This window comes from Halomonas sp. THAF12 (genome assembly GCF_009363675.1).
GTDB classification, from domain to species: domain Bacteria; phylum Pseudomonadota; class Gammaproteobacteria; order Pseudomonadales; family Halomonadaceae; genus Halomonas; species Halomonas smyrnensis.
Window position 1 is genome coordinate 677604 of sequence record NZ_CP045399.1, and the last position, 20489, is coordinate 698092.

The following is a 20489-nucleotide window of genomic DNA, read 5'->3' on the forward strand; positions in this document are numbered from 1 at the left end:
CCAATTGGTGCCGGCGGTGGAGTCGCAGGTTTCCGCCAATGTTCATTGACAATCAAGGGCTTAGTGAAAGGCGCCCGGCGCTTGTCCGGCCAGGCGCCCGAGGCGCGTTAGACTAATGAACGAGCCGCTCCGGCGACCGCCCGCGGCATGGGCCGCGGGCGGTCGCCGGCTCAGCCGAGGGCCAGCAGCGGGTCGGCGATGCTCCACGCCTGGATGGCGATCAGGCCGATCAGGCCCGCGGCCAGGACGTAGTAGATCGTCGGCAGGATGGTCTTGCGGATGGTGATCCCCTCGCGACCGAGCAGGCCCACGGTGGCCGAGGCGGCGACCACGTTATGGATGGCGATCATGTTGCCGGCGGCGGCGCCGACGGCCTGCAGGGCCACCATCATGGCGGTGGACACGCCGAGCTGCTGGGCCACGTTGAACTGGAAGTCCGACAGCATCAGGTTGGACACGGTGTTGGAGCCGGCGATGAAGGCCCCCAGCGCGCCCACGGCGGGGGCGAACAGCGGATAGATGCCGCCGACGCCGTCGGCCACCAGGCTCGCCATGGCCACCGGCATCGAGACCAGATCGGCGGTGTTGACGCCGGAGTTGATCAGGATGCGCACCATGGGAATGGTGAACACCAGCACGAAACCGGCACCGGCCAGGGTCCGGGTGGACTCGCCGAAGGCGGCGCGCAGTTCGCCGAGGCGCATGCGATGCAGCAGCGCGGTGAGCAGCACGACCGCCACCAGGATGCCGCCGGGCAGGTAGAGCGGCTGGATGCTGCCGGACACGCCGGCTTCGCCGAGGATGTTGCTCCAGCCGAGGCTGACCGAGGTCAGCGCGTCCTTCAGCGGGTCGATGGTGCGCGAGGCGACCAGCAGCACGGCCAGCAGCACGTAGGGCAGCCAGCCCATGGCGGTGGAGATGGGTGTCTTGCCGACCACCTCGTCGGTCTTGATGACCAGCTTGCCGATCCAGTGGTCAGGCCAGGCGTTGGATTCCGGGAAGTCCCAGCTCTCCTTGGGAATCAGGAAGCCGCGGCGGGCGGCCGGCACGACGATGGCCAGGCCGACCATGGCACCGATCATCGACGGGAACTCCGGCCCCAGCAGCACGCCGGCCAGCGCATAGGGCACCACGAAGCTGATGCCGGCGAACAGCGCGAAGGGCGCGATGGCCAGGCCTTCCTTCCAGGAGCGGTTGGCGCCGAAGAAGCGCACCATCACGGCGACCATCAGCAGCGGCATGAACATGCCGACCAGGGCGTGGATGATCGCGACCTGGCCGGCCACCAGGTGGAAGTATTCGAGCCAGCTGGCGCCGCCGGCCTCCAGGGTCGCGCTGATGCCGCTCTTGTCCAGGCCGCCCGAGACGCCGACCACGATCGGCGTGCCCACGGCACCGAAGGAGACCGGGGTGGACTGGATCATCATGCCGACGACCACGGCCGCCAGCGCCGGGAAGCCGAGCGCCACCATCAGCGGGGCGGCCACCGCGGCCGGCGTGCCGAAGCCCGAGGCGCCCTCGATGAAGCAGCCGAACAGCCAGGCGACGATGATGGCCTGGACGCGACGGTCCGGGCTGATGCCCGAGAAGCCGTTGCGGATGGCGGTGATGCCGCCGGAATGCTTGAGCGTGTTGAGCAGCAGGATGGCGCCGAAGATGATCCACAGGATCGCCACCGTCAGCATCAGGCCCTGCAGGGTCGAGGCCAGCACCCGGGTGGCGGTCATGTCCCAGGCGAACAGGGCGATGACGGCGGTCACGGCGAAGACGATCGGCATGGCGACCCGTGCCGCCATGCGCAGACCGATCAGCAGGATCCCCGCCAGCAGCAGGGGGGTGAAGGCCAGTAGCGCCAGTAGTGAGTCGTGCATGGATGAGGTCCCTCATCGATGATGGTGTTGTTGTAGGCCGCGCGAGGGCGACGATCCGCGGAACCTTACGACCGGCGGCACGGATTGACCATCCAGGGTAAATTGGTATTACCATTGGTTCGGGTACAAGAAACTCGTGCTGGTTTCACGAAAGTTTTTTTGGATCAATGGGTTAACGCTCTGAGGGATGAAGGCGAGCGACCGTTGGACGGCGCGATGCTTCGACCAATAGACAACGGCCGACGAGTCGCCCGCGGCGTGCGGGAAGGGCGTCGGCCTGTCATCATCGGGCTTTACCCCAGCGACAAGGAGTTGGTATGACACGCGAGCTCTATGATCTGTGCGGCATCGACGAACGGCTGCGGTTCTCGCCCTATTGCTGGCGCGCCCGGTACGCCCTGGCCCATAAAGGGCTCGATGTCCAGACGCGGCCCTGGCGATTCAGCGAAAAGGAGGCCCTGGCGTTCTCGGGCCAGGGGCAGGTGCCGGTGCTGGTCGATGGCGATGAGGTCGTCCATGACAGCTATGAGATCATGCGTTATCTGGATCGCGCCTATCCCGAGTCGCCGTTGCTCGGTGAGGGAGCGGCCGAGGCCCGTGCCCGCTTCTTCAAGCACTACGCCGAGCGTTCCCTGGCGCCGGCGATCCTTCGCACCGTCGTCATGGACCTGTTCAACGCCATTCACCCCGACGATCGCGCCTACTTCCGCGAGACCCGCGAGGCACGTCTGGGATGCAGCTTCGAGGAGTTCCACTCACCGGCCAAGGGGCTCTCGCAGCTCGACACCGCCCTGGCGCCGCTGCGCGGGCGCCTGGAAGAAGCCGACTTCCTGGACGGCGATGCCCCGGGGGGCGCCGACTATCTGGTGTTCGGCTTCTTCATGTGGGCGCACTGCGTCTCCAGCGCCGATCTGGTCTCCAACGCCGACCCGGTCTATGCCTGGCGCGAGCGCATGCTCGACCTGTACGACGGGCTGGGCCGCGAGGCGCTGCGAGTCACCGATATCGAGGGCGCCTATCGCTGAGGGAGAGAGCCGAGCGTGGCCCGCTGCTCGGGTGCCGCCTGGCAAGCGAGGCCCGATGGGCAAGGCGCGACGAGGATGAAAAACGCCCGTGTTGCAGTGCACAAAATCGCCTGCTATGTTGCAGTGCAACACGGGCCTTCGCCCGCTGTTCATCCCAATCGGAGGTGGAGCATGACCCAGGCAGCGACCGCCAAGACCGGCGAACAGTTCGACACCCTCTTCATGACCCCGATGCGCGCCTATGGCGCCCTCAACCTCGAGACCGCCGAGAAGCTGATGGCGACCCAGTTCGGCATCGCCGAATCGCTCTCCGAGGCGACGCTGGCCCAGGCCCGCGACTGGCTGTCGGTGAAGAGCGCCGAGGACGTCCAGAAGACGCTGGAGGGGCAGCAGCAGGCCATGCAGTCGCTCGGCGACCGACTGAAGTCCGACGCCGCGACCCTGTTGAGCCTGGGTCAGGACTACGTCCAGAAGAGCCAGAAGCTGGCCGAGCAGCAGTTCAAGGCGCTCGGCTCGCAGTAACCGATCATCCGCGGCGTTCGCCCGGCCTCGATGCCTGTCGGACGCCGGTCGAACCAGTAGGCCCTGCCGGGCCGTTGGGGCCATCGCCATGCGATGGCCCTTTTTCGTGCCCGAACGCTTTGTGTTTGAACCGGTGGGCGGGCCGGGCAAAGGCTCAGCCGTGCTCGGTGCCGAGCAGGCGCACGACCTCGTCGTCGCTGACCTGGCCGAAATCGGCGAAGAACCGGCCGACGGCGCCGAAGCTGGCCGGGGCCTCCAGGCAGATCACCTCGTCGGCCAGCGCCTCCAGTCGGGCCACGGTCTCGGGCGGGGCGGCGCCCAGGGCGGCGATCAGCCGCGCCGGGTGGCGATGCTTCAGGGTCTCCAGCGCCATGGCCATGGTGGCGCCGGTGGCGCTGCCGTCGTCGACCACCACCACCACGCGCCCCGCCGGATCGATAGGCGCGCGCACCGGGGTGTAGCGTCGTCGGCGGTCGGCCAGCCGCGCCTGCTGGGCCTCGATCTCGCTGGCGATCTGCCGCTCGTCGTAGTGGGCGGCCGCCGGCTCCAGCCTCACGCGTTCTTCTTCTCCCACCGCGCCGATGGCGTACTCCGGTTGGCCCGGCGCGCCGAGCTTGCGTACCAGCACCACGTCCAGCTCGCCCTCCAGCGCATCGGCGATCAGCCGCCCCATGGGCACGCCGCCGCGGGGGATGGCGAGGACCAGGGGGCGTTGTTGCCTCAGGGGCGCCAGCCGATGGGCCAGCTGTTCGGCGGCATCCCGACGGTCACGAAACATGGCGGCCTCCGCTATCGCCTGCATGGCTTCGAGTCTAGTTCAGTCGATGGGCATTCGCGGCCAAGGTCTGGTTGATTGTATACAGTTTTAATCGCTATGGTATTTCTCGATACCGATCAATGTGTATCCATGTGCTGGGAGCCAACCTGCCGGCGCGACGCTGACGGCTGAACGCACAACAACACCACACCGAAGGCCGAGACCATGCAGAGCAATGCCAACAACACCTCGCTATTCGACTTCCACGGCAGGCCGCGCCTGCTCAAGGCGCTGCCGATCTCCCTGCAGCACGTGCTGGCGATGATCGCCGGCGTCATCACGCCACCGATCATCATCGCCGGGGTGATCGGCGCCACCCCGGCGGAGAAGCTGCAGCTGATCCAGATCGCGGTGCTGGCCTCCGGGGTCTGCACCCTGTTCCACCTCTACGGGGTGTGGAAGTTCGGCGCCCGGCTGCCGGCGATCTTCGGCGTGGGCTTCGCCTACGTGCCGACGCTGATCGCCGTGGGCGGCCAGTTCGGCATCGAGGGCATCCTCGGGGCCCAGCTGATCGGCGGCATCACCATGATGGTGGTGGGCTACTTCATCCAGTACATCCGCCACCTCTTCCCGCCGGTGGTGGCGGGCACCGTGGTGCTGGTGATCGGGCTGTCGCTGTACGACATCGCCATCCGCTACATCGCCGGCAGCGGCAACGTCGACGCGCCGCAGTTCGGCGAGCTGAAGAACTGGGGCGTGGGCGCGCTGACCCTGGTGACGGTGCTGCTGGCTTCCCAGTTCGGCCGCGGCGTGGTCAAGCTGTCGGCGATCATCGTCGGCCTCCTGGTCGGTTACCTGGTCGCGCTGCCGCTGGGCATGGTCGACTTCGGCCCGGTGGAAACCGCCGCCTGGATCGCCGTGCCGACGCCGATGCCGTTCGAGATGGAGTTCCACTCCGCCGCCATCGTCTCGCTGGTGGTGATCTGCGTGATCAACTCGGTGCAGACCATCGGCGACCTGTCGGCGACCAGCGTGGCCGGCATGAATCGCGAGCTGAAGACCCGGGAGCTGACCGGCGGCCTGCTCGGCAACGGCCTGACCACCGCCGCCAGCGCTTTCTTCGGCGCCCTGCCGACCTCCACCTTCAGCCAGAACGTGGGCATCGTGGCCATGACCAGGGTGATCAGCCGAGTCGTGCTGGCCATCGCCGGCGCCTTCATGCTGCTGGCCGGCTTCAGTCCCAAGTTCGGTGCCCTGATGACCACCATTCCCTACCCGGTGCTGGGCGGCGCCACCATCACGGTGTTCGGGATGATCACCATGACCGGCATCCAGCTGCTGACCAAGGACGAGATGTCGGCCCGCAACATGACCATCGTCGGGCTCGCCCTGGCGCTGAGCCTGGGCATTGCCGCGGTGCCTTCGGCCATCGCCGAGTTCCCGCAGACCCTGCAGAACGTGATCGGCGGGGCGCCGATCGTGGTCGCGGCGATCACCGCCTTCGTGCTCAACCTGGTGCTGCCGCGCACCACCCTGGCCGACGAGGCCCGGGAGCGCGAGGCCATCGCCGAGGCGGATGCTGCCGTCGAGCAGGCCGCCCGTGGCGAGCCCCGGGCGGACGGCGGGCGCGTCGCCTCCGGCGCCCGCGACTGACGTTTTCACGCATCCGCCGGCACGAAAAAGGCGCCGCCGGGAGTCCGGCGGCGCCTTGCGGATGAGGCGGTGGGCAGCGGCGGGCGCTCAGCCCACCCGCGCCTCCAGGCGGAAGGCGGCGATGCGGTTGATCTGCTCGATGGCGGTGCGGCGCTCCTCGTCGAGGCCGTGCTCGAGGCGCGTCTCGAAGGCGGCCAGGATGGCGTGGCGGTCGCTGCCCTTGACCGCCATCACGAAGGGAAAGCCGAAGCGCTGCTTGTAGGCGGCGTTCAGGCGCTCGAAGCGGGCCATCTCCTCGGGCGTGCACTGGTCGAGCCCGGCGCCGGCCTGCTCGCGGGTGGAGTCGTCGGTGAGATCACCGGCGATGGCGGCCTTGCCGGCGAGGTCCGGGTGGGCGCGGATCACCTCGAGCTGGCGCTCCGGCTCCGCCTCGTTCAGCACTCGGCCCATGGTCGCGGCGAGGCCCGCGGGGGTGTCCTGTTCGGCGCCGAGGCCGCGCTGCCAGGCCAGCTCGGCCACCCAGGGTGAATGCTCGTAGATATCGCCGAACTGTGCGACGAAGGCGGCACGGTCCAGCTGGCTCGGGCGCGGGGAAAGCGTCTTGTGGTTCATGCTCGGGTCTCCGTGAGGGACGTCGATGTGGGTCGTCTCAGGGTAGCGATAAAACTGTATACAATAAAGTGTTTGAAATGTACGCTATCCAAGGCTAGAACTGTTGATAGACGTGACGCCCGCGCCATGGGGCGTCATCACAGGATATACGCCGGCCGGATCGGCGCCCGGTTTCGGGCCCCGAAGGACGACGGCGGCACACAACAACACGCGAGGAGACGACGATGGGCTATCTCACCACCCACGTGCTGGATACCTCCCTCGGCCTGCCGGGCGAGGGCATCCGCATCGAGATCTACCGCCTGACGGACGGCGAGCGCCAGCGGCTCGGCGAGGTGGTGACCAACGACGACGGCCGCTGCGACGCGCCGCTGCTGGAGGGCGAGGCCTTCGTCGTTGGCGAGTACGAGCTGCTCTTCCATGCCGGCGAGTACCTGGACCGCCGCGGCGTGGCCGCGGACGGGCCGCGCTTCCTCGATGCGATCCCGCTGCGCTTCGGCGTCGCCGATGCCTCGCAGCACTATCACGTGCCCCTGCTGCTGTCTCCCTACAGCTACTCCACCTACCGGGGCAGCTGAGAAAACGCCGATTTATTACGGCGCTCGGCATCCTGGCCGCCGGCGGGCCCGAAGCGTCGGACCGTCGTCATGCTCATGTAGCAGGCGACATTCCGGTGACTGTGGTCCGGCGGAGACCAGCCTTCCCTCGCTCGTGACATAAATCAGCCGTTTTCTGTATCGCTCGAATCGAACAACAATCGCACCATTCCAACGAGGCCTGACCGATGGAAGCCTACTTTCTGGACTTCGCCAACCTCCTGCTGAGGTGGCTGCACGTGATCGCCGCCGTGGCCTGGATCGGCGAGTCGATCTACTTCGTGATGCTCGACAACAGCCTGCGCCCGCCCAAGGCGGCGGAGGATCAGCAGAAGGGCGTGTTCGGCGAGATGTGGGCCGTGCACGGAGGCGGCTTCTATCACAACCAGAAGTACGCCAGCGCGCCGGCCAAGCTGCCGGCGGACCTGCACTGGTCGTTCTGGAAGGCCTACACCACCTGGCTGTCGGGCTTCGGGCTGTTCGTGCTGCTGTACATGGCCAATCCGGGGTTCTATCTGGTCAATCCGGGCAGCAGCTGGGAATGGGCCGCCAACCTGACCGGCTGGCAGGCCAACATCGTGGCACTGGCGTTCCTGCTCGGTGGCTGGGTGGTGTACAACGAGATGTGCAAGCGCATCAGCCCCAACATGGAGCGCGACGGCCTGCTGAGCCTCGGCGTGGCGGTGCTGATGGTGGTGGTCGCCTACCTGAGCAGCCAGATCTTCGCCGGCCGCGCGGCCTTCCTGCTCACCGGCGCGGTGATGGCCACCGCCATGTCGGCCAACGTGTTCTTCTGGATCATCCCCGGCCAGCGCCGCATGGTGAAGGCGATGAAGGCCGGCGAGACGCCCAACCCGCTCGACGGCAAGCGCGGCAAGCAGCGCTCGGTGCACAACACCTACTTCACGCTGCCGGTGGTGCTGCTGATGCTCAGCAACCACTACTCCTTCACCTACACCCATGAGCTGTCCTGGGTGATCATGTCGCTGTTCATCTTCGCCGGCGCCCTGATCCGCCAGTTCTTCGTGCTTATGCACGCCGGCCAGACCAGGCCCGCCTATCCCGCGGCCGGGGTGGCGCTGATCCTGGTGGCGGTGTGGATCGGTGCGCCGAGCGGTGCCGGCAATGCCGCGCCGATGGCCGGTGGGACGAGTGTCGAGACCGATGGTCAGGCGGTCGCCGCCGAGGACGCCACCGTCGCGTCCGGCGGCCCCGTGGACGAGATCCACGGCATCATGGAGCGGCGCTGTGCGTCCTGCCACGCCCAGCAACCCACCCACGAGGCCTTCACGGCGCCGCCCGCCGGCGTGGCCCTGGAGACCCGGGAGCAGCTGCTGCGCCAGGCCGATCAGGTCAAGCAGGTGGTGGCGAGCGGCTACATGCCGCTGGGCAACCTGACCCAGATGACCGACGAGGAACGGGCCAGCATCGCCGCCTGGACGCCCTGAACCCGGGGCTGTACGCCGCATCGACCGCCGCCCGTCGCCGACGGGCGGCGGTCGTCTCGTTGGGGAAAAAGCGTATACAATGTTCGTCATGAGTCGTCAGGAGGTGAGCAGTCCATGAGTCAGCGCCAGGTCGATGCCGAGCGCAAGCCGGCCTCGGGAAGCGGGCGTCCCGGCAAGAACGGCGATGGCGCCGAGCGCCACGAGGCGATCCATCGCTCGATCAGCGATGCGATCATCGAGCACCGCCTCAAGCCGGGGGCGCGGCTGCGCGAGGACGCCCTGTCGGAGGTGTTCGGCATCAGCCGCACCGGCATCCGCAAGATCCTGCAGCGCCTGGCCCTGGAACAGCTGGTGACGCTCACCCCGAGGCGCGGCGCCAGCGTGACCCGGCCCACCGCCGAGGAGGCCAAGGACGTCTTCGACGCGCGGCAGATGGTCGAATGCGGCCTGATGCCGGAGGTCGCCCGGCGCATCACCGCCGCCGACCTGGAACGGCTGCGCGACATGGAGCGCCGCGAGCGCCAGGCGCTCAAGGCCGGCGAGCAGAGCTCCGCGATCAAGCTCTCCGCCGCCTTCCACGGCGAGCTGGCGCGACTCTCCGGCAACGACACCCTGGCGGCCTTCGTCGAGCAGCTGTGCTCGCGCTCCTCGCTGATCCTCGCCGTCTACGGCAACGCCGGCCATCTGGGCTGCGAGTCCCACGACCATGACGGCCTGCTGCGTCATCTCGAGGGTGGCGACGGCGAACGCGCCCGCGCCTTCATGAGTCGCCACCTCAAGGCCATCGAGGCCTCGCTGTCGATCCACGAGCCCGAGGACGAGTCCCCGGACCTCTACGAGATCTTCTCCGGCTGAGTCACCCGTACCGACGCCCTCAAACAACGCGCCCCGGTGCCCGGATGTCATCCAGGGCCCGGGGCGCTTGAGTCTTACGGCGGCGATCGGGTCGCCGCTGATCAGGCGGGCTGAGCGGCCGGCAGGCGCTGCCCGCGCATCAGCAGGAAGTAGAAGCCGCCGCCGAGCCCGGCGCCGACCAGCCAGGCGTAGCCGCCCAGGGCCTCCAGCGCCGGCAGCCACACCGAGGCGATCGAGAACAGCGCGGCCAGGGCGAAGGCGGCGATGGCACGCTTGTTCCAGCCCTTCACGTAGTGATAGGCGCCGTCCGGGGCGCTGGAGAACATGTCCTGCAGGTCCAGGCGCTGGCGCTTCACCACGTAGTAGTCGACCACGATGATGCCGTAGAAGGGCGCGACGACGGCCCCCAGGGCGTTGACGAAGCCGGCGACGCCGATATCGCTGATCACGGACACCCACAGCGCGCCGACGAAGAAGGCGATGATGGCGGTGATCAGGCCGCCGAGGCGGAAGCTGATCTTGCTCGGGAACAGGTTGGCCAGGTCATAGGCCGGCGGAATGAAGTTGGCGACCAGGTTGATGCCCACGGTGGCGGCGAAGAAGGTCAGGGCGGCGACGATGGTCAGCGGCAGCGAGTCGACCCGCTCGATGATGTCCGAGGGGTTGGTCAGCGTCTCGCCGAACAGCACCAGGGTGCCGGCGGTGATGATCAGGGCGATGAACGAGAAGAAGGCCACGTTGAGCGGCAGGCCCACCAGGTTGCCGAGCTTCATCTCGCGATCGCTCTTCACGAAGCGGGTGAAGTCGCCGAAGTTGATCACCACCGCGGCGAAGTAGGCGATCATGGTGCCGGTGATGGCCAGGAAGGCGCCGATCGCGCTGCCGTGATAGTTGCTCTGGCCCTCGAAGATGGTGCCGACCGCGGGCAGCAGCTCGTCGCCGGCCTTGACCCAGACGACGATCATCAGCGCCACCATCACCACGTAGACCAGCGGCCCGGCCCAGTTGAGGAAGTACTTGATGCGCTCGATGCCGGCCCAGAACATCGCCATCTGGAAGGCCCACACGATCACGAACGACAGCCAGCCCAGCGCCGACATGCCGAGCAGGGTGCCGCCCGGATCGCCGAACAGCGACGTCAGCAGCAGCTTCATGGCGGTGGAGGCGAAGTAGGTCTGCACCCCGTACCAGAAGATGCCGATCACGGCGCGCAGCATGGCCGGCAGGTTGGCGCCGTGCACGCCCATGCTGGCGCGGATCATCACCGGGAAGGGCACGCCGTACTTGACGCTCGGCTTGCCGGTCAGGTTGACCAGGCCCATCACCACCACGCCGGCGAGGATGATCGCCGCCATCACCGCCCAGCCGTTGAGCCCGTAGGAGATGAACAGCGAGGCCGCCAGGGTGTAGCCGAAGAGGCTCTGGATATCGTTCGACCAGACGTTGAAGATCTCGAACCAGCCCCAGTTGCGATCACGCTTCTTGATCGGGGCCAGGTCGTCGTTGTAGAGGCGCGGATCGATGCGCCGGATTTCCAGTTCTTTGTCGCTCAGGTCCGTCATGGGATGGCCTTGTTGTCGTTATTAGGAAAACGGCCCGCCCCGGAGGGGAGGGCCGCGTTTCCCGGGCGTGCCGCCCGGGCGCGAGGATCAGTCGCGGAAGCGCTGGCAGGGGGCCCAGTGCTTCATCAGCAGGAAGTAGGTGACACCGGCGGGAATCAGGCTGGCGTACCAGGAGACGGAGGAGAAGGTCAGGGCGGCGGCGATGCCCATCGCGGTGGCGATCAGGGCCGCCGGGTTGACGCCGCGGTAGGGCCCCTGGGCGTCGTAGAGCTTGCCGAGGTCCAGGGTGCGGCGGCGGATCAGGTAGTAGTCGACCACCAGCACCGCAAAGATCGGACCGAGGAAGGCGGAGTAGGTCTGCACGAAGATCTGCAGGCCGGTGGCGGACTCGTCCTTGACCAGCTCCCAGGGGAAGGTGGCGAAGGCCAGCAGGCCGACGATCACGGTGGCGGTGCGATACTTCAGCTTGAAGGCGTCCATCAGCACGTAGGTCGGCGGCACCACGTTGTTGAGCACGTTGGTGGTGACCTGGGCGAAGGCGATGAACAGCAGGGTGGTCATCAGCAGCGGCGTGTTGTCCACGGCGTTGGCGAACACCTGGATGGGATCGGCGACGCCGGTGGCCTCGGAGACCATGTAGCCGATCAGGCCCATGAACAGGGTGCAGGGCAGGATCGACATGGCGTAGAGGGTGGTCAGCAGGCCCGGGCCGCTGCCTTCCTTGTGCTCGCGGGAGTAGTCGCTGACGTTGAGCATCATGGTGCTGTAGATGCCCAAAAACAGCATGGTGGCGCCCCAGAAGGGCAGGCCCCAGGAGCCGTCCATGGTCAGCATGCTGGCCGAGAGCTCGTCGCCGTAGCGCTGCACGGTGCTATAGAACATGTAGACCAGCGAGGCCAGGATGAAGCCGCTGCCGATGTTCTCCAGCCACTTGATGCCCTGGAAGCCCAGCACCGAGAGGCCGATCTGCAGGAACTGGAAGGCGACGAAGAAGAAGATCAGGTTGTCGAAGCCGAACAGGGTCGCCGAGACCATGTTCAGGGCGCCGGCACCGATCCAGCTCTGGAAGCCGTACCAGACGATGGCCGGCACGGCCCGTACCAGCCCCGGCAGGCGGGTGCCGGAGAAGCCGAAGGCGCTGCGCGCCTGGACCATGAAGGGAATGCCGTACTTGTAGCCGGCGGCGCCGTTCAGCGCCAGGGCGATGCCGATCACGAAGCAGCCGATGGCGATTGCGAGCGTCGCCTGCAGCAGGTTCAGCGTGCCGACCACGCTCGAGCCCATGGTGAAGGTGCCGATCGAGACGCAGCCGCCGAACCAGGCCAGCAGGTAGGAGCCGCGGCCCATGATGCGGGTCTGCTGCGGGGCCAGCGACTCGTGGCCGGCCCCCTTGGTGTGATGGGCGGAATCGTCCGCGTGGGAGCGTGAAGTCGAGAGGCTCATGGTGGGATCCTCGCTAAGGGTGCCGTGATTGTGGTTATTGTCCGCCCTGGGCGGTGGTGGGCGCCGTCAGCCGGCGCCGGGGCTCAGCGTGTCTCGTCGCTGCCCGACGCGCCCTGGTCCGAGAAGTGGGCGTAGCGGCCGATGAAGGGCTTGGGCCGCGGGAAGGCCAGATCGCCATGCTTGCTGGTGCCAAGCCCCAGGCCGACCAGCGCCTCGGTCAGCTTGACCGCCGCGGTCACGCCCTCTACCACCGGCAGGCCCACGGCCTCGGAGATCTCGTCGGTGAGATCGGCCATGCCGCCGCAGCCCAGCACCAGGGCGCCGATGCCGTCCTCGTCCCGGGCGCGGCGGCCCTCCTCGATGATCCGCGCAAGCGCCGCATCGCCGTCGTCCTCCAGGTCGAGCACCGGGATCTCGGCGGCGCGAACCCGGCGGCAGTGGTGGCCGAAGCCATACTGCTCGAGCAGGTGCTCGGCGATGATGCCGGTGCGGCCCAGGGTGGTGACCACCGAGAAGCGGGTGCTGATCAGGGTGGCCATGTGGAAGGCCGCCTCGGCGATGCCGATGACCGGGGCCCGGGTCAGCTCCCGGGCGGCCAGCAGGCCGGGGTCGCCGAAGCAGGCGATGATGTAGGCGTCCACGCCATCGCGCTCGCCCGCCGCGACTTCCTCGAGCACGCCCGTGGCGCTGATCGCCTCGTCGAAGTGGCTCTCGATGGAGACCGGGCCATGGGCCGGCTGGATGGCGCTGATGAGGGTGCCGGGGGAGGCGATGGCCTGGGCGGCGTTGCCGATGGTCTCGGTCATGCCGCGGGTGGTGTTGGGGTTGATGACGCGAATCTGCATGGGATCTCCGACGATGATTGTCTTTGTGAACAAGGGAGATTTTCTTTGTACACAAAATAGTCCCTATCCCCGTCGGAAATCAAGGCGCATCCGGCGCCGGTGGGGTGCTTTATTCCCGTTGGTAAACAGTGGCTTGAGAATACTCCAGGAATTTTTTATGGCGACAATAGCTGTATACATTTAATGGGCCACAAGCCTTCTGATGATCGGGCATTCATCGAGGCCATCACCCGTCGGGCTTGGTGCCCTGCGCCGTCCGGACGCCATCGCTGACCCGTCAGTGGGGGAGGGCGGTGCTTATGGACCGCCGTATGGAGAGCCGCGTGAGAGTCCGGGCGAGAACCGGGAGGGGATTGGCAATCCGGATGTTTTTGTATACAAAGTAGAGAGTGAGCCGCAAGGGCTGGCCGAAGGCGGTCGCCATGGGCCTCGCGGTTGTCATCTCGGATGCCGAAGCGTGCGTCGGGCTGCGCCCAGGACGGCGCAGGCTCCTTGCAAGCAAGGTGAGCACACCCTAGAATTTAATTGTATACACTTATTGTTCATCGTGGCGCTACGAGGCGTGAGGGCCGTCGGCGACGACGGCGACAAAGGCGATCTACAACCCCCCCCCTACAACAACATGGAGGCGTCGCCATGACCGCGACACGCGACTATCCCCGTGACCTGATCGGCTACGGCCGCACTCCGCCCGAGGCCAAATGGCCCGGCAAGGCGCGCATCGCCGTGCAGTTCGTCCTCAATTACGAGGAAGGCGGCGAGAACTGCGTGCTTCACGGCGACGAGGGCTCCGAGCAGTTCCTCTCCGAGATCATCGGCGCCGATGCCTACCCGGACCGCCACCTGAGCATGGAGTCGATCTACGAGTACGGCTCCCGGGCCGGCGTATGGCGCATCCTGCGCGAGTTCGAGCGCCGCGGCCTGCCGCTGACGGTGTTCGGCGTGGCCATGGCGCTGGAGCGCCACCCCGAGGTGGCCCACGCCTTCAAGGAGCTGGGCCACGAGATCGCCTGCCACGGCTATCGCTGGATCCACTACCAGAACGTGTCGGAGAGCGTCGAGCGCGAGCACATGCGCCGCGCCATCGAGATCTTCCAGTCGCTCTACGGCGAGAAGCCGCTGGGCTGGTACACCGGCCGTGACAGCCCCAATACCCGGCGCCTGGTGCTCGACGAGGGCAGCTTCCTCTACGACAGCGACTACTACGGCGACGATCTGCCGTTCTGGACCCGCGAGGCCGACAGCCAGGGCCGCGAGCACAGCCATCTGGTGGTGCCCTATACCCTGGACAGCAACGACATGCGCTTCGCCGCGCCGCAGGGCTTCAATACCGCGGACCACTTCTTCACCTATCTGCGCGACGCCTTCGACGTGCTCTATGCCGAGGGCGAGGACACGCCGAAGATGCTGTCGGTGGGCATGCACTGCCGGCTGCTCGGCCGCCCCGGTCGCTTCCGCGCTTTGCAGCGATTCCTCGACCACATCGAGGCCCACGACCGCGTCTGGGTCACCCGCCGGGTGGATATCGCCCGGCACTGGGCCGAGCATCACCCGGCCAACTGAGCCATCCGATGCGGGGCGAATGGCATCACGCTCGCCCCGATCCGCATGTCAGCAGGAGACCCCGCATGCTCGAACTCGAAGCCCGTCCCCTGACGCCCGAGGCCTTCGCCCCGTTCGGCGAGGTGATCGACACCCGGACGTCCGACTACTTCCCCATCAACGCCGGCCGCACCCGCCGCTATCACGACCTCGCGAGGGTCGAGACGCTGGGCGAGCAGGCGCGCACGCTGATCAGCATCTTCGTCAGCCAGCCCGTCACGGCGCCGCTGGAGCTCGCCTTCCTGGAGCGTCATCCCCAGGGCAGCCAGGCCTTCATGCCGCTGCACGAGGAGCGCTTTCTCGTGGTCGTCGCCCCGCCCGGCGAGGCCATCGACCCCGCCGAGGTGCGCGCCTTCGTCACCGACGGCCGCCAGGGCGTCAACTACGCGGCCGGCACCTGGCACGCCATCCAGTCGGTGCTGGAGCGCGAGGGCGAGTTCCTGGTGGTCGACCGGGGCGGCGAGGGCAACAACTGCGACGAGCATCACATCGACATCCGCGTGACCCTGCCGTAAGGCCGGCGCGTCGATCCCGGGACAAGACAACAGATCACAAGAGGACCTCTCATGAGCCAGCGCCAGCACTCGCATCAGTACTATGCCCCCCAGGGCGGCCATCCGGGCCAGAAGGTGATGACCACCGACCGGGCCATGTTCACCGAGGCCTTCGCGGTGATTCCCAAGGGCGTCTATCGCGACATCGTCGCCAGCAAGCTGCCGCACTGGGACAACACTCGCCTGTGGGTGCTGTCGCGTCCGCTGTCCGGCTTCGCCGAGACCTTCTCCCAGTACATCATGGAGGTCTCGCCCGGCGGCGGCAGCGAGCGCCCCGAGACCGACCCGGGTGCCGAGGGCGTGCTGTTCGTGGTCGAAGGCGAGATGACCCTGACCCTGGCCGGCGAGCCGCACCGCATGGAGCCGGGCGGCTATGCCTTCATCCCGCCGGGCACCGACTGGCAGCTGCGCAACGAGTCCGATGCCCCGGTGCGCTTCCACTGGATCCGCAAGGCCTACGAATTCGTCGACGGCATCGAGGTGCCGGAGCCCTTCGTCACCAACGAGAACGACATCGAGCCGTCGGTGATGCCGGACTGCAACGAGGTGTGGGCCACCACGCGCTTCGTCGACCAGGACGACCTTCGCCACGACATGCACGTCAACATCGTCAGCTTCCAGCCCGGCGGCGTGATCCCGTTCGACGAGACCCACGTCATGGAGCACGGCCTCTACGTGCTCGAGGGCAAGGCGGTCTATCACCTGAACCAGCAGTGGGTCGAGGTCGAGGCCGGCGACTACATGTGGCTGCGCGCCTTCTGCCCGCAGGCCTGCTACGCGGGCGGCCCGGGGCCCTTCCGCTACCTGCTGTACAAGGACGTGAATCGGCATATGGCGCTGCCGTACAGCAAGCGCCGTTGAGCCCACGATCGGCCCGGCACGCCACGGCATGACGACACCCGCCTTCTGGCGGGTGTCGTCGTCCGGGGCCTCTTTCAGCTCGCGATCCGGTCATCGATGCCATCGCCTGTATCGGGCCTGGGGCCGTTATCGGGACCGGTGAACCGGCACGGTCGTTGTCAACAATCCTCCTGTTTTACTCTCTCTTATCTGAATGAAATAAAAGGGATTATTTCGCCCTGATGAATTATTGGAAAAATTTTCCATAATTCGTTGACGGGGTGCCGGCGGCGGGCCTAGTCTCTGTATACAGAAATATTTTCCAGAAAATATAACAACGCCACTGGAGGATCTCGTCATGGCTCGCATGACCGCCGCGGAAGCCGCCGTTCACGTGCTCAGGAAGGAAGGCATCGATGTTGCCTTCGGCCTGCCTGGCGCCGCCATCAACCCCTTCTATGCCGCCATGCGCACGGTCGGCGGCGTGGACCACGTGCTGGCCCGCCACGTCGAGGGCGCCTCGCACATGGCCGAGGGCTACACCCGTGCCCGGCCCGGCAACATCGGCGTGTGCATCGGCACCTCCGGCCCGGCCGGCACCGACATGATCACCGGCCTCTACTCGGCCTCCGCCGATTCCATCCCGATCCTGTGCATCACCGGCCAGGCGCCGGTGAGCAAGCTGCACAAGGAAGACTTCCAGGCCGTCGACATCCAGGCCATCGCCGGTCCGGTGACCAAGTGGGCCACCACCGTTCGCGAGGCGGCCCAGGTGCCGCGCGCCTTCCAGCAGGCCTTCCAGCTGATGCGCAGCGGGCGTCCCGGCCCGGTGCTGCTCGACCTGCCGATCGACGTGCAGATGACCGAGATCGAGTTCGATCCGGACACCTACGAGCCGCTGCCGGCCTACAAGCCATCCGCCAGCCGTGCCCAGATCGAGAAGGCGCTGGCCATGCTCAACGAGGCCGAGCGGCCGCTGCTGGTCGCCGGGGGCGGGATCATCAACGCCGACGCCAGCGAGCTGCTGACCGAATTCGCCGAGCTGACCGGGGTGCCGGTCATCCCGACCCTGATGGGCTGGGGCACCATCCCCGACGACCATCCGCTGATGGCGGGCATGGCCGGCCTGCAGACCTCGCACCGCTACGGCAACGCGACCCTGCTCGCGTCCGACTTCGTGATGGGTATCGGCAACCGCTGGGCCAATCGCCACACCGGCAATCTCGAGACCTACACCGAGGGCCGCACCTTCGTTCACGTGGACATCGAGCCGACCCAGATCGGCCGCATCTTCGGCCCCGACTACGGCATCGTCTCCGACGCCGGGGCGGCGCTCGCGCAGTTCGTCGAGGTGGCCCGCGAGTGGCAGGCCGAGGGCCGGCTCAAGGATCGCAGTGCCTGGGCCGAGGCCTGCCAGGAGCGCAAGCGCACCCTGCTGCGCAAGACCCACTTCGACAACGTGCCGGTCAAGCCGCAGCGGGTCTTCGAAGAGATGAACCAGGCCTTCGGCAAGAACACGCGCTACATCAGCACCATCGGCCTCTCGCAGATCGCCGGCGCCCAGTTCCTGCACGTCTACAGGCCGCGCCACTGGATCAACTGCGGCCAGGCGGGCCCGCTGGGCTGGACCATTCCGGCCGCGCTCGGGGTGCGTCGGGCCGATCCCGAGGCCGAGATCGTCGCGCTGTCGGGCGACTATGATTTCCAGTTCATGGTCGAGGAGCTGGCGGTGGGCGCGCAGTTCCACCTGCCCTACCTCCACGTGCTGGTGAACAACTCCTACCTGGGGCTGATCCGCCAGGCCCAGCGCGGCTTCGACATGGACTACCAGGTGCAGCTGTCGTTCGAGAACATCAACTGCCCCGAGATCAACGGCTATGGGGTGGACCATGTCTCCGTGGTCGAGGGCCTGGGCTGCAAGGCGATCCGCGTCACCGAGCCGGGCCGGATCGGCGAGGCCTTCGCCGAGGCCCGCGAGCTGATGAGGCAGTACCGGGTGCCGGTGGTGGTCGAGGTGATCCTCGAGCGGGTGACCAACATCGCCATGGGCACCGACCTGACCGGCATCAACGAGTTCGAGGCGCTGGCCGAGAGCGTCGCCGATGCGCCGAGCTCCATCGCCGCCCTGCGGTAGGAAGCGTTAGGCTGGTCGCCGCTGGTGGCCGGCGGCGGGCGCATCGGCAAGATCGATGACACACACGACAGGACACAGGGAGAAGCACATGGCCAAGTTTGCCGCCAATCTCAGCATGCTGTTCACCGAGGTGGACTTCCTCGACCGCTTCCAGGCCGCCGCGCAGGCCGGCTTCAAGGGCGTCGAGTACCTCTTTCCCTACGACGTCGAGGCCGCCGAGATCAAGAAGCGCCTCGACGACCACGGCCTGACCCAGGTGCTGTTCAACCTGCCGGCCGGCGACTGGGGCGCCGGCGAGCGCGGCATCGCCTGCCACCCGGACCGCGTCGAGGAGTTCCGCGCCGGCGTCGACCGCGCCATCGAGTATGCCCGCGTGCTCGGCAATACCCGGGTCAACTGCCTGGCCGGCATCCAGCCCGCCGGCGTCAGCATGGAGCAGGCCCGCCGGACGCTGATCGACAACCTGCGCTTCGCCGCCGACAGGCTCGAGGCCGCCGGCATCCTGCTGGTCGCCGAGCCGATCAACACCCGCGACATTCCGGGCTTCTTCCTCAACCGCACCGAGCAGGCCCTCGCCATCTTCGACGAGGTAGGCTCAGGCAACCTGAAGCTGCAGTACGACATCTATCACATGCAGATCATGGAAGGGGACCTGGCGCCGACCATCGAGACACACATCGACCGCATCGCCCACGTGCAGCTGGCCGACAACCCGGGCCGCCACGAGCCGGGCACCGGCGAGATCCACTACCCCTTCCTCTTCGACCACCTCGATCGACTGGGCTACCAGGGCTGGATCGGCGCCGAGTACAAGCCGGCCGGAAGCACCCAGGAGGGGCTTGGCTGGCTGGACGGCGTTCGCTGAAATGCGACTGCGCTCGGCATCTCGATCGCCGGCGGTGCCCGGAATCCTCATGTACTGAAGTACATCCCGGCTCCTCCGCGCCGGGGACAAGTCGTAGCGAGGGTTCTTTGCCATGGATGGCAAAGGTTGCGCCCAGGGAAGGGTTTACAGCGCCTCGTGAAGGCTTGTCGCCGGGAAGCCCGAGCGATAACGGCAGTAGACATACGCTCGAGATCACGACGACAACAGAGACAAACGGGAGACGCATCATGAGCAAGATCGGTTTTATCGGACTGGGCATCATGGGCCGTCCCATGGCGGGCCACCTGCTGGACGCCGGCCATACGCTGACCACCGTCAAGCGCGGCCCCCTGGACGAGACCCTGGCCGGCAAGGGCATGCAGGCGCTCGAGAATCCCAGGGCGGTCGCCGAGGCCTCCGAGGTGATCATCACCATCGTCCCGGATACCCCGGACGTCGAGGAGGTGCTGTTCGGCGAGGGCGGCGTCATCGAGGGGCTGACGCCAGGCACCCTGGTGATCGACATGAGCTCGATCGCCCCGCTGGCCACCCAGGAGTTCGCCAGGCGCATCCATGAGGCCGGCGGCGAGTACGTCGACGCCCCGGTGTCCGGCGGCGAGGGCGGCGCCATCAACGCCGCCCTGACCATCATGGTCGGCGCCACCGAGGAAGGCTTCACCCGCGCCGAGCCGCTGCTCGAGGTGATGGGCAAGACCATCACCCATATCGGCGGCCACGGCGCCGGACAGACCTGCAAGGTGGCCAACCAGATCGTCGTCGCGCTGACCATCGAGGCCGTCTCCGAGGGCCTGCTGTTCGCCTCCAGGGCCGGCGCCGACGTGTCGAAGGTCCGCGAATCGCTGCTCGGCGGCCTGGCCCAGTCGAAGATCCTCGACGTCCACGGCCAGCGCATGATCGACCGCACCTTCGATCCCGGCTTCAAGATCAAGCTGCACCAGAAGGACCTCAACCTGGCGCTGGAAGGCGCGCGCAGCCTCGACCTGGCGCTGCCCGGCACCGCCAACGCCCAGCAGCTGTTCCAGGCCTGCGTCGCCCACGGCGGCGCCGACTGGGACCACGCCGGCATCGCCCGCGCCCTGGAGGCGCTGGCCGACCACGAGATCGGCAGCCAGTGATGCCATGCCACCGCCCGGCGACGTCGAACGGCGCCGCCGGGCGATGGAGGATGGGGAGGTGACTGCTCCCTGAAGGCAGGCGTCGGGTCGTCGTCTGCCGGAGTCGTCGCTTGACGGCTCCTTGCCCGGTGGCGAGTCTTCCCCTATGGACCCCTGGCTCGTCACCGGG

At 67.3% G+C, this 20489-nt stretch carries 18 protein-coding genes; 12 read left to right on the top strand and 6 right to left on the bottom strand.

What is annotated here, in order from left to right:
* Nucleotides 1–170: 170 nt before the first annotated feature.
* On the bottom strand, nucleotides 171–1871 hold the full coding sequence (locus FIU88_RS03065; RefSeq protein ID WP_152478146.1) for an L-lactate permease: 1701 nt from the start codon (nucleotides 1869–1871) through the stop codon (nucleotides 171–173).
* A gap of 317 nt (nucleotides 1872–2188) precedes the next feature.
* Between FIU88_RS03065 and FIU88_RS03070 the strand changes: the two genes are divergently transcribed.
* Both FIU88_RS03070 and FIU88_RS03075 read left to right on the top strand, forming a co-directional pair.
* Nucleotides 2189–2896: a glutathione S-transferase family protein gene (locus FIU88_RS03070; protein WP_016855766.1), complete on the top strand. Its 708-nt coding sequence runs from the start codon at nucleotides 2189–2191 to the stop codon at nucleotides 2894–2896.
* A gap of 171 nt (nucleotides 2897–3067) precedes the next feature.
* A complete protein-coding gene (locus FIU88_RS03075) occupies nucleotides 3068–3418 on the top strand; it encodes a phasin family protein (protein ID WP_172977647.1) in 351 nt (116 codons plus the stop codon).
* Between the two features lie 154 nt (nucleotides 3419–3572).
* On the opposite strand, the gene FIU88_RS03080 is transcribed toward FIU88_RS03075, so the two are convergent.
* Complete coding sequence (locus FIU88_RS03080) at nucleotides 3573–4196, bottom strand: phosphoribosyltransferase (protein WP_152478148.1); 624 nt, start codon at nucleotides 4194–4196, stop codon at nucleotides 3573–3575.
* Nucleotides 4197–4400: 204 nt separating this feature from the next.
* On the opposite strand from FIU88_RS03080, the gene FIU88_RS03085 reads away from it, so the two are divergent.
* Nucleotides 4401–5828: a uracil-xanthine permease family protein gene (locus tag FIU88_RS03085; RefSeq protein WP_152478149.1), complete on the top strand. Its 1428-nt coding sequence runs from the start codon at nucleotides 4401–4403 to the stop codon at nucleotides 5826–5828.
* 87 nt (nucleotides 5829–5915) lie between these two features.
* Here the strand turns inward: FIU88_RS03085 and uraD are convergent, their stop codons facing one another.
* Entirely contained in the window at nucleotides 5916–6440 is a 525-nt protein-coding gene (gene uraD, locus FIU88_RS03090) for a 2-oxo-4-hydroxy-4-carboxy-5-ureidoimidazoline decarboxylase (RefSeq protein WP_152478150.1), read from the bottom strand.
* A 224-nt stretch (nucleotides 6441–6664) separates the two neighbouring features.
* On the opposite strand from uraD, the gene uraH reads away from it, so the two are divergent.
* The 3 genes from uraH to FIU88_RS03105 all read left to right on the top strand — a co-directional run bounded on the left by uraH (nucleotide 6665) and on the right by FIU88_RS03105 (nucleotide 9339).
* A complete protein-coding gene (gene uraH / locus FIU88_RS03095) occupies nucleotides 6665–7018 on the top strand; it encodes a hydroxyisourate hydrolase (RefSeq protein ID WP_152478151.1) in 354 nt (117 codons plus the stop codon).
* Between the two features lie 206 nt (nucleotides 7019–7224).
* Nucleotides 7225–8484: a urate hydroxylase PuuD gene (locus tag FIU88_RS03100; RefSeq protein ID WP_152478152.1), complete on the top strand. Its 1260-nt coding sequence runs from the start codon at nucleotides 7225–7227 to the stop codon at nucleotides 8482–8484.
* 114 nt (nucleotides 8485–8598) lie between these two features.
* Complete coding sequence (locus FIU88_RS03105) at nucleotides 8599–9339, top strand: GntR family transcriptional regulator (protein WP_016855759.1); 741 nt, start codon at nucleotides 8599–8601, stop codon at nucleotides 9337–9339.
* A 101-nt stretch (nucleotides 9340–9440) separates the two neighbouring features.
* Here FIU88_RS03105 and FIU88_RS03110 read toward each other — a convergent pair whose 3' ends face one another.
* The 3 genes from FIU88_RS03110 to FIU88_RS03120 all read right to left on the bottom strand — a co-directional run bounded on the left by FIU88_RS03110 (nucleotide 9441) and on the right by FIU88_RS03120 (nucleotide 13189).
* The gene (locus FIU88_RS03110) at nucleotides 9441–10901 is read right to left on the bottom strand and encodes an NCS1 family nucleobase:cation symporter-1 (protein ID WP_152478153.1); all 1461 of its coding nucleotides are present in this window, start codon (nucleotides 10899–10901) and stop codon (nucleotides 9441–9443) included.
* A gap of 87 nt (nucleotides 10902–10988) precedes the next feature.
* Entirely contained in the window at nucleotides 10989–12344 is a 1356-nt protein-coding gene (locus FIU88_RS03115) for an NCS1 family transporter (protein ID WP_152478154.1), read from the bottom strand.
* A gap of 83 nt (nucleotides 12345–12427) precedes the next feature.
* Nucleotides 12428–13189: an aspartate/glutamate racemase family protein gene (locus FIU88_RS03120; RefSeq protein ID WP_152478155.1), complete on the bottom strand. Its 762-nt coding sequence runs from the start codon at nucleotides 13187–13189 to the stop codon at nucleotides 12428–12430.
* 636 nt (nucleotides 13190–13825) lie between these two features.
* Between FIU88_RS03120 and puuE the strand changes: the two genes are divergently transcribed.
* From puuE to FIU88_RS03150, 6 genes are all read left to right on the top strand, one after another.
* Nucleotides 13826–14752: an allantoinase PuuE gene (puuE, locus tag FIU88_RS03125; protein ID WP_152478156.1), complete on the top strand. Its 927-nt coding sequence runs from the start codon at nucleotides 13826–13828 to the stop codon at nucleotides 14750–14752.
* A gap of 65 nt (nucleotides 14753–14817) precedes the next feature.
* Nucleotides 14818–15306: an ureidoglycolate lyase gene (locus FIU88_RS03130; protein ID WP_152478157.1), complete on the top strand. Its 489-nt coding sequence runs from the start codon at nucleotides 14818–14820 to the stop codon at nucleotides 15304–15306.
* Nucleotides 15307–15357: 51 nt separating this feature from the next.
* Nucleotides 15358–16206, top strand: a complete 849-nt coding sequence (locus tag FIU88_RS03135) for a bifunctional allantoicase/(S)-ureidoglycine aminohydrolase (protein WP_152478158.1) — start codon at nucleotides 15358–15360, stop codon at nucleotides 16204–16206.
* Between the two features lie 337 nt (nucleotides 16207–16543).
* Complete coding sequence (gene gcl, locus FIU88_RS03140; protein WP_152478159.1) at nucleotides 16544–18319, top strand: glyoxylate carboligase; 1776 nt, start codon at nucleotides 16544–16546, stop codon at nucleotides 18317–18319.
* Nucleotides 18320–18407: 88 nt separating this feature from the next.
* Complete coding sequence (gene hyi / locus FIU88_RS03145) at nucleotides 18408–19184, top strand: hydroxypyruvate isomerase (RefSeq protein ID WP_152478160.1); 777 nt, start codon at nucleotides 18408–18410, stop codon at nucleotides 19182–19184.
* 248 nt (nucleotides 19185–19432) lie between these two features.
* Entirely contained in the window at nucleotides 19433–20320 is an 888-nt protein-coding gene (locus FIU88_RS03150) for a 2-hydroxy-3-oxopropionate reductase (RefSeq protein WP_152478161.1), read from the top strand.
* The last annotated feature ends 169 nt before the right edge of the window (nucleotides 20321–20489 follow it).

What these genes read in the sequence shown, in the direction of transcription:
- FIU88_RS03115 (WP_152478154.1), bottom strand. Translation starts at nt 12,344, where the DNA reads ATGAGCCTCTCGACTTCACGCTCCCACGCGGACGATTCCGCCCATCAC.
- FIU88_RS03150 (WP_152478161.1), top strand. Translation starts at nt 19,433, where the DNA reads ATGAGCAAGATCGGTTTTATCGGACTGGGCATCATGGGCCGTCCCATG.
- uraD (WP_152478150.1), bottom strand. Translation starts at nt 6,440, where the DNA reads ATGAACCACAAGACGCTTTCCCCGCGCCCGAGCCAGCTGGACCGTGCC.
- hyi (WP_152478160.1), top strand. Translation starts at nt 18,408, where the DNA reads ATGGCCAAGTTTGCCGCCAATCTCAGCATGCTGTTCACCGAGGTGGAC.
- FIU88_RS03120 (WP_152478155.1), bottom strand. Translation starts at nt 13,189, where the DNA reads ATGCAGATTCGCGTCATCAACCCCAACACCACCCGCGGCATGACCGAG.
- FIU88_RS03130 (WP_152478157.1), top strand. Translation starts at nt 14,818, where the DNA reads ATGCTCGAACTCGAAGCCCGTCCCCTGACGCCCGAGGCCTTCGCCCCG.
- puuE (WP_152478156.1), top strand. Translation starts at nt 13,826, where the DNA reads ATGACCGCGACACGCGACTATCCCCGTGACCTGATCGGCTACGGCCGC.
- FIU88_RS03105 (WP_016855759.1), top strand. Translation starts at nt 8,599, where the DNA reads ATGAGTCAGCGCCAGGTCGATGCCGAGCGCAAGCCGGCCTCGGGAAGC.
- FIU88_RS03110 (WP_152478153.1), bottom strand. Translation starts at nt 10,901, where the DNA reads ATGACGGACCTGAGCGACAAAGAACTGGAAATCCGGCGCATCGATCCG.
- uraH (WP_152478151.1), top strand. Translation starts at nt 6,665, where the DNA reads ATGGGCTATCTCACCACCCACGTGCTGGATACCTCCCTCGGCCTGCCG.
- FIU88_RS03080 (WP_152478148.1), bottom strand. Translation starts at nt 4,196, where the DNA reads ATGTTTCGTGACCGTCGGGATGCCGCCGAACAGCTGGCCCATCGGCTG.
- FIU88_RS03070 (WP_016855766.1), top strand. Translation starts at nt 2,189, where the DNA reads ATGACACGCGAGCTCTATGATCTGTGCGGCATCGACGAACGGCTGCGG.
- FIU88_RS03085 (WP_152478149.1), top strand. Translation starts at nt 4,401, where the DNA reads ATGCAGAGCAATGCCAACAACACCTCGCTATTCGACTTCCACGGCAGG.
- FIU88_RS03135 (WP_152478158.1), top strand. Translation starts at nt 15,358, where the DNA reads ATGAGCCAGCGCCAGCACTCGCATCAGTACTATGCCCCCCAGGGCGGC.
- FIU88_RS03100 (WP_152478152.1), top strand. Translation starts at nt 7,225, where the DNA reads ATGGAAGCCTACTTTCTGGACTTCGCCAACCTCCTGCTGAGGTGGCTG.
- FIU88_RS03065 (WP_152478146.1), bottom strand. Translation starts at nt 1,871, where the DNA reads ATGCACGACTCACTACTGGCGCTACTGGCCTTCACCCCCCTGCTGCTG.
- gcl (WP_152478159.1), top strand. Translation starts at nt 16,544, where the DNA reads ATGGCTCGCATGACCGCCGCGGAAGCCGCCGTTCACGTGCTCAGGAAG.
- FIU88_RS03075 (WP_172977647.1), top strand. Translation starts at nt 3,068, where the DNA reads ATGACCCAGGCAGCGACCGCCAAGACCGGCGAACAGTTCGACACCCTC.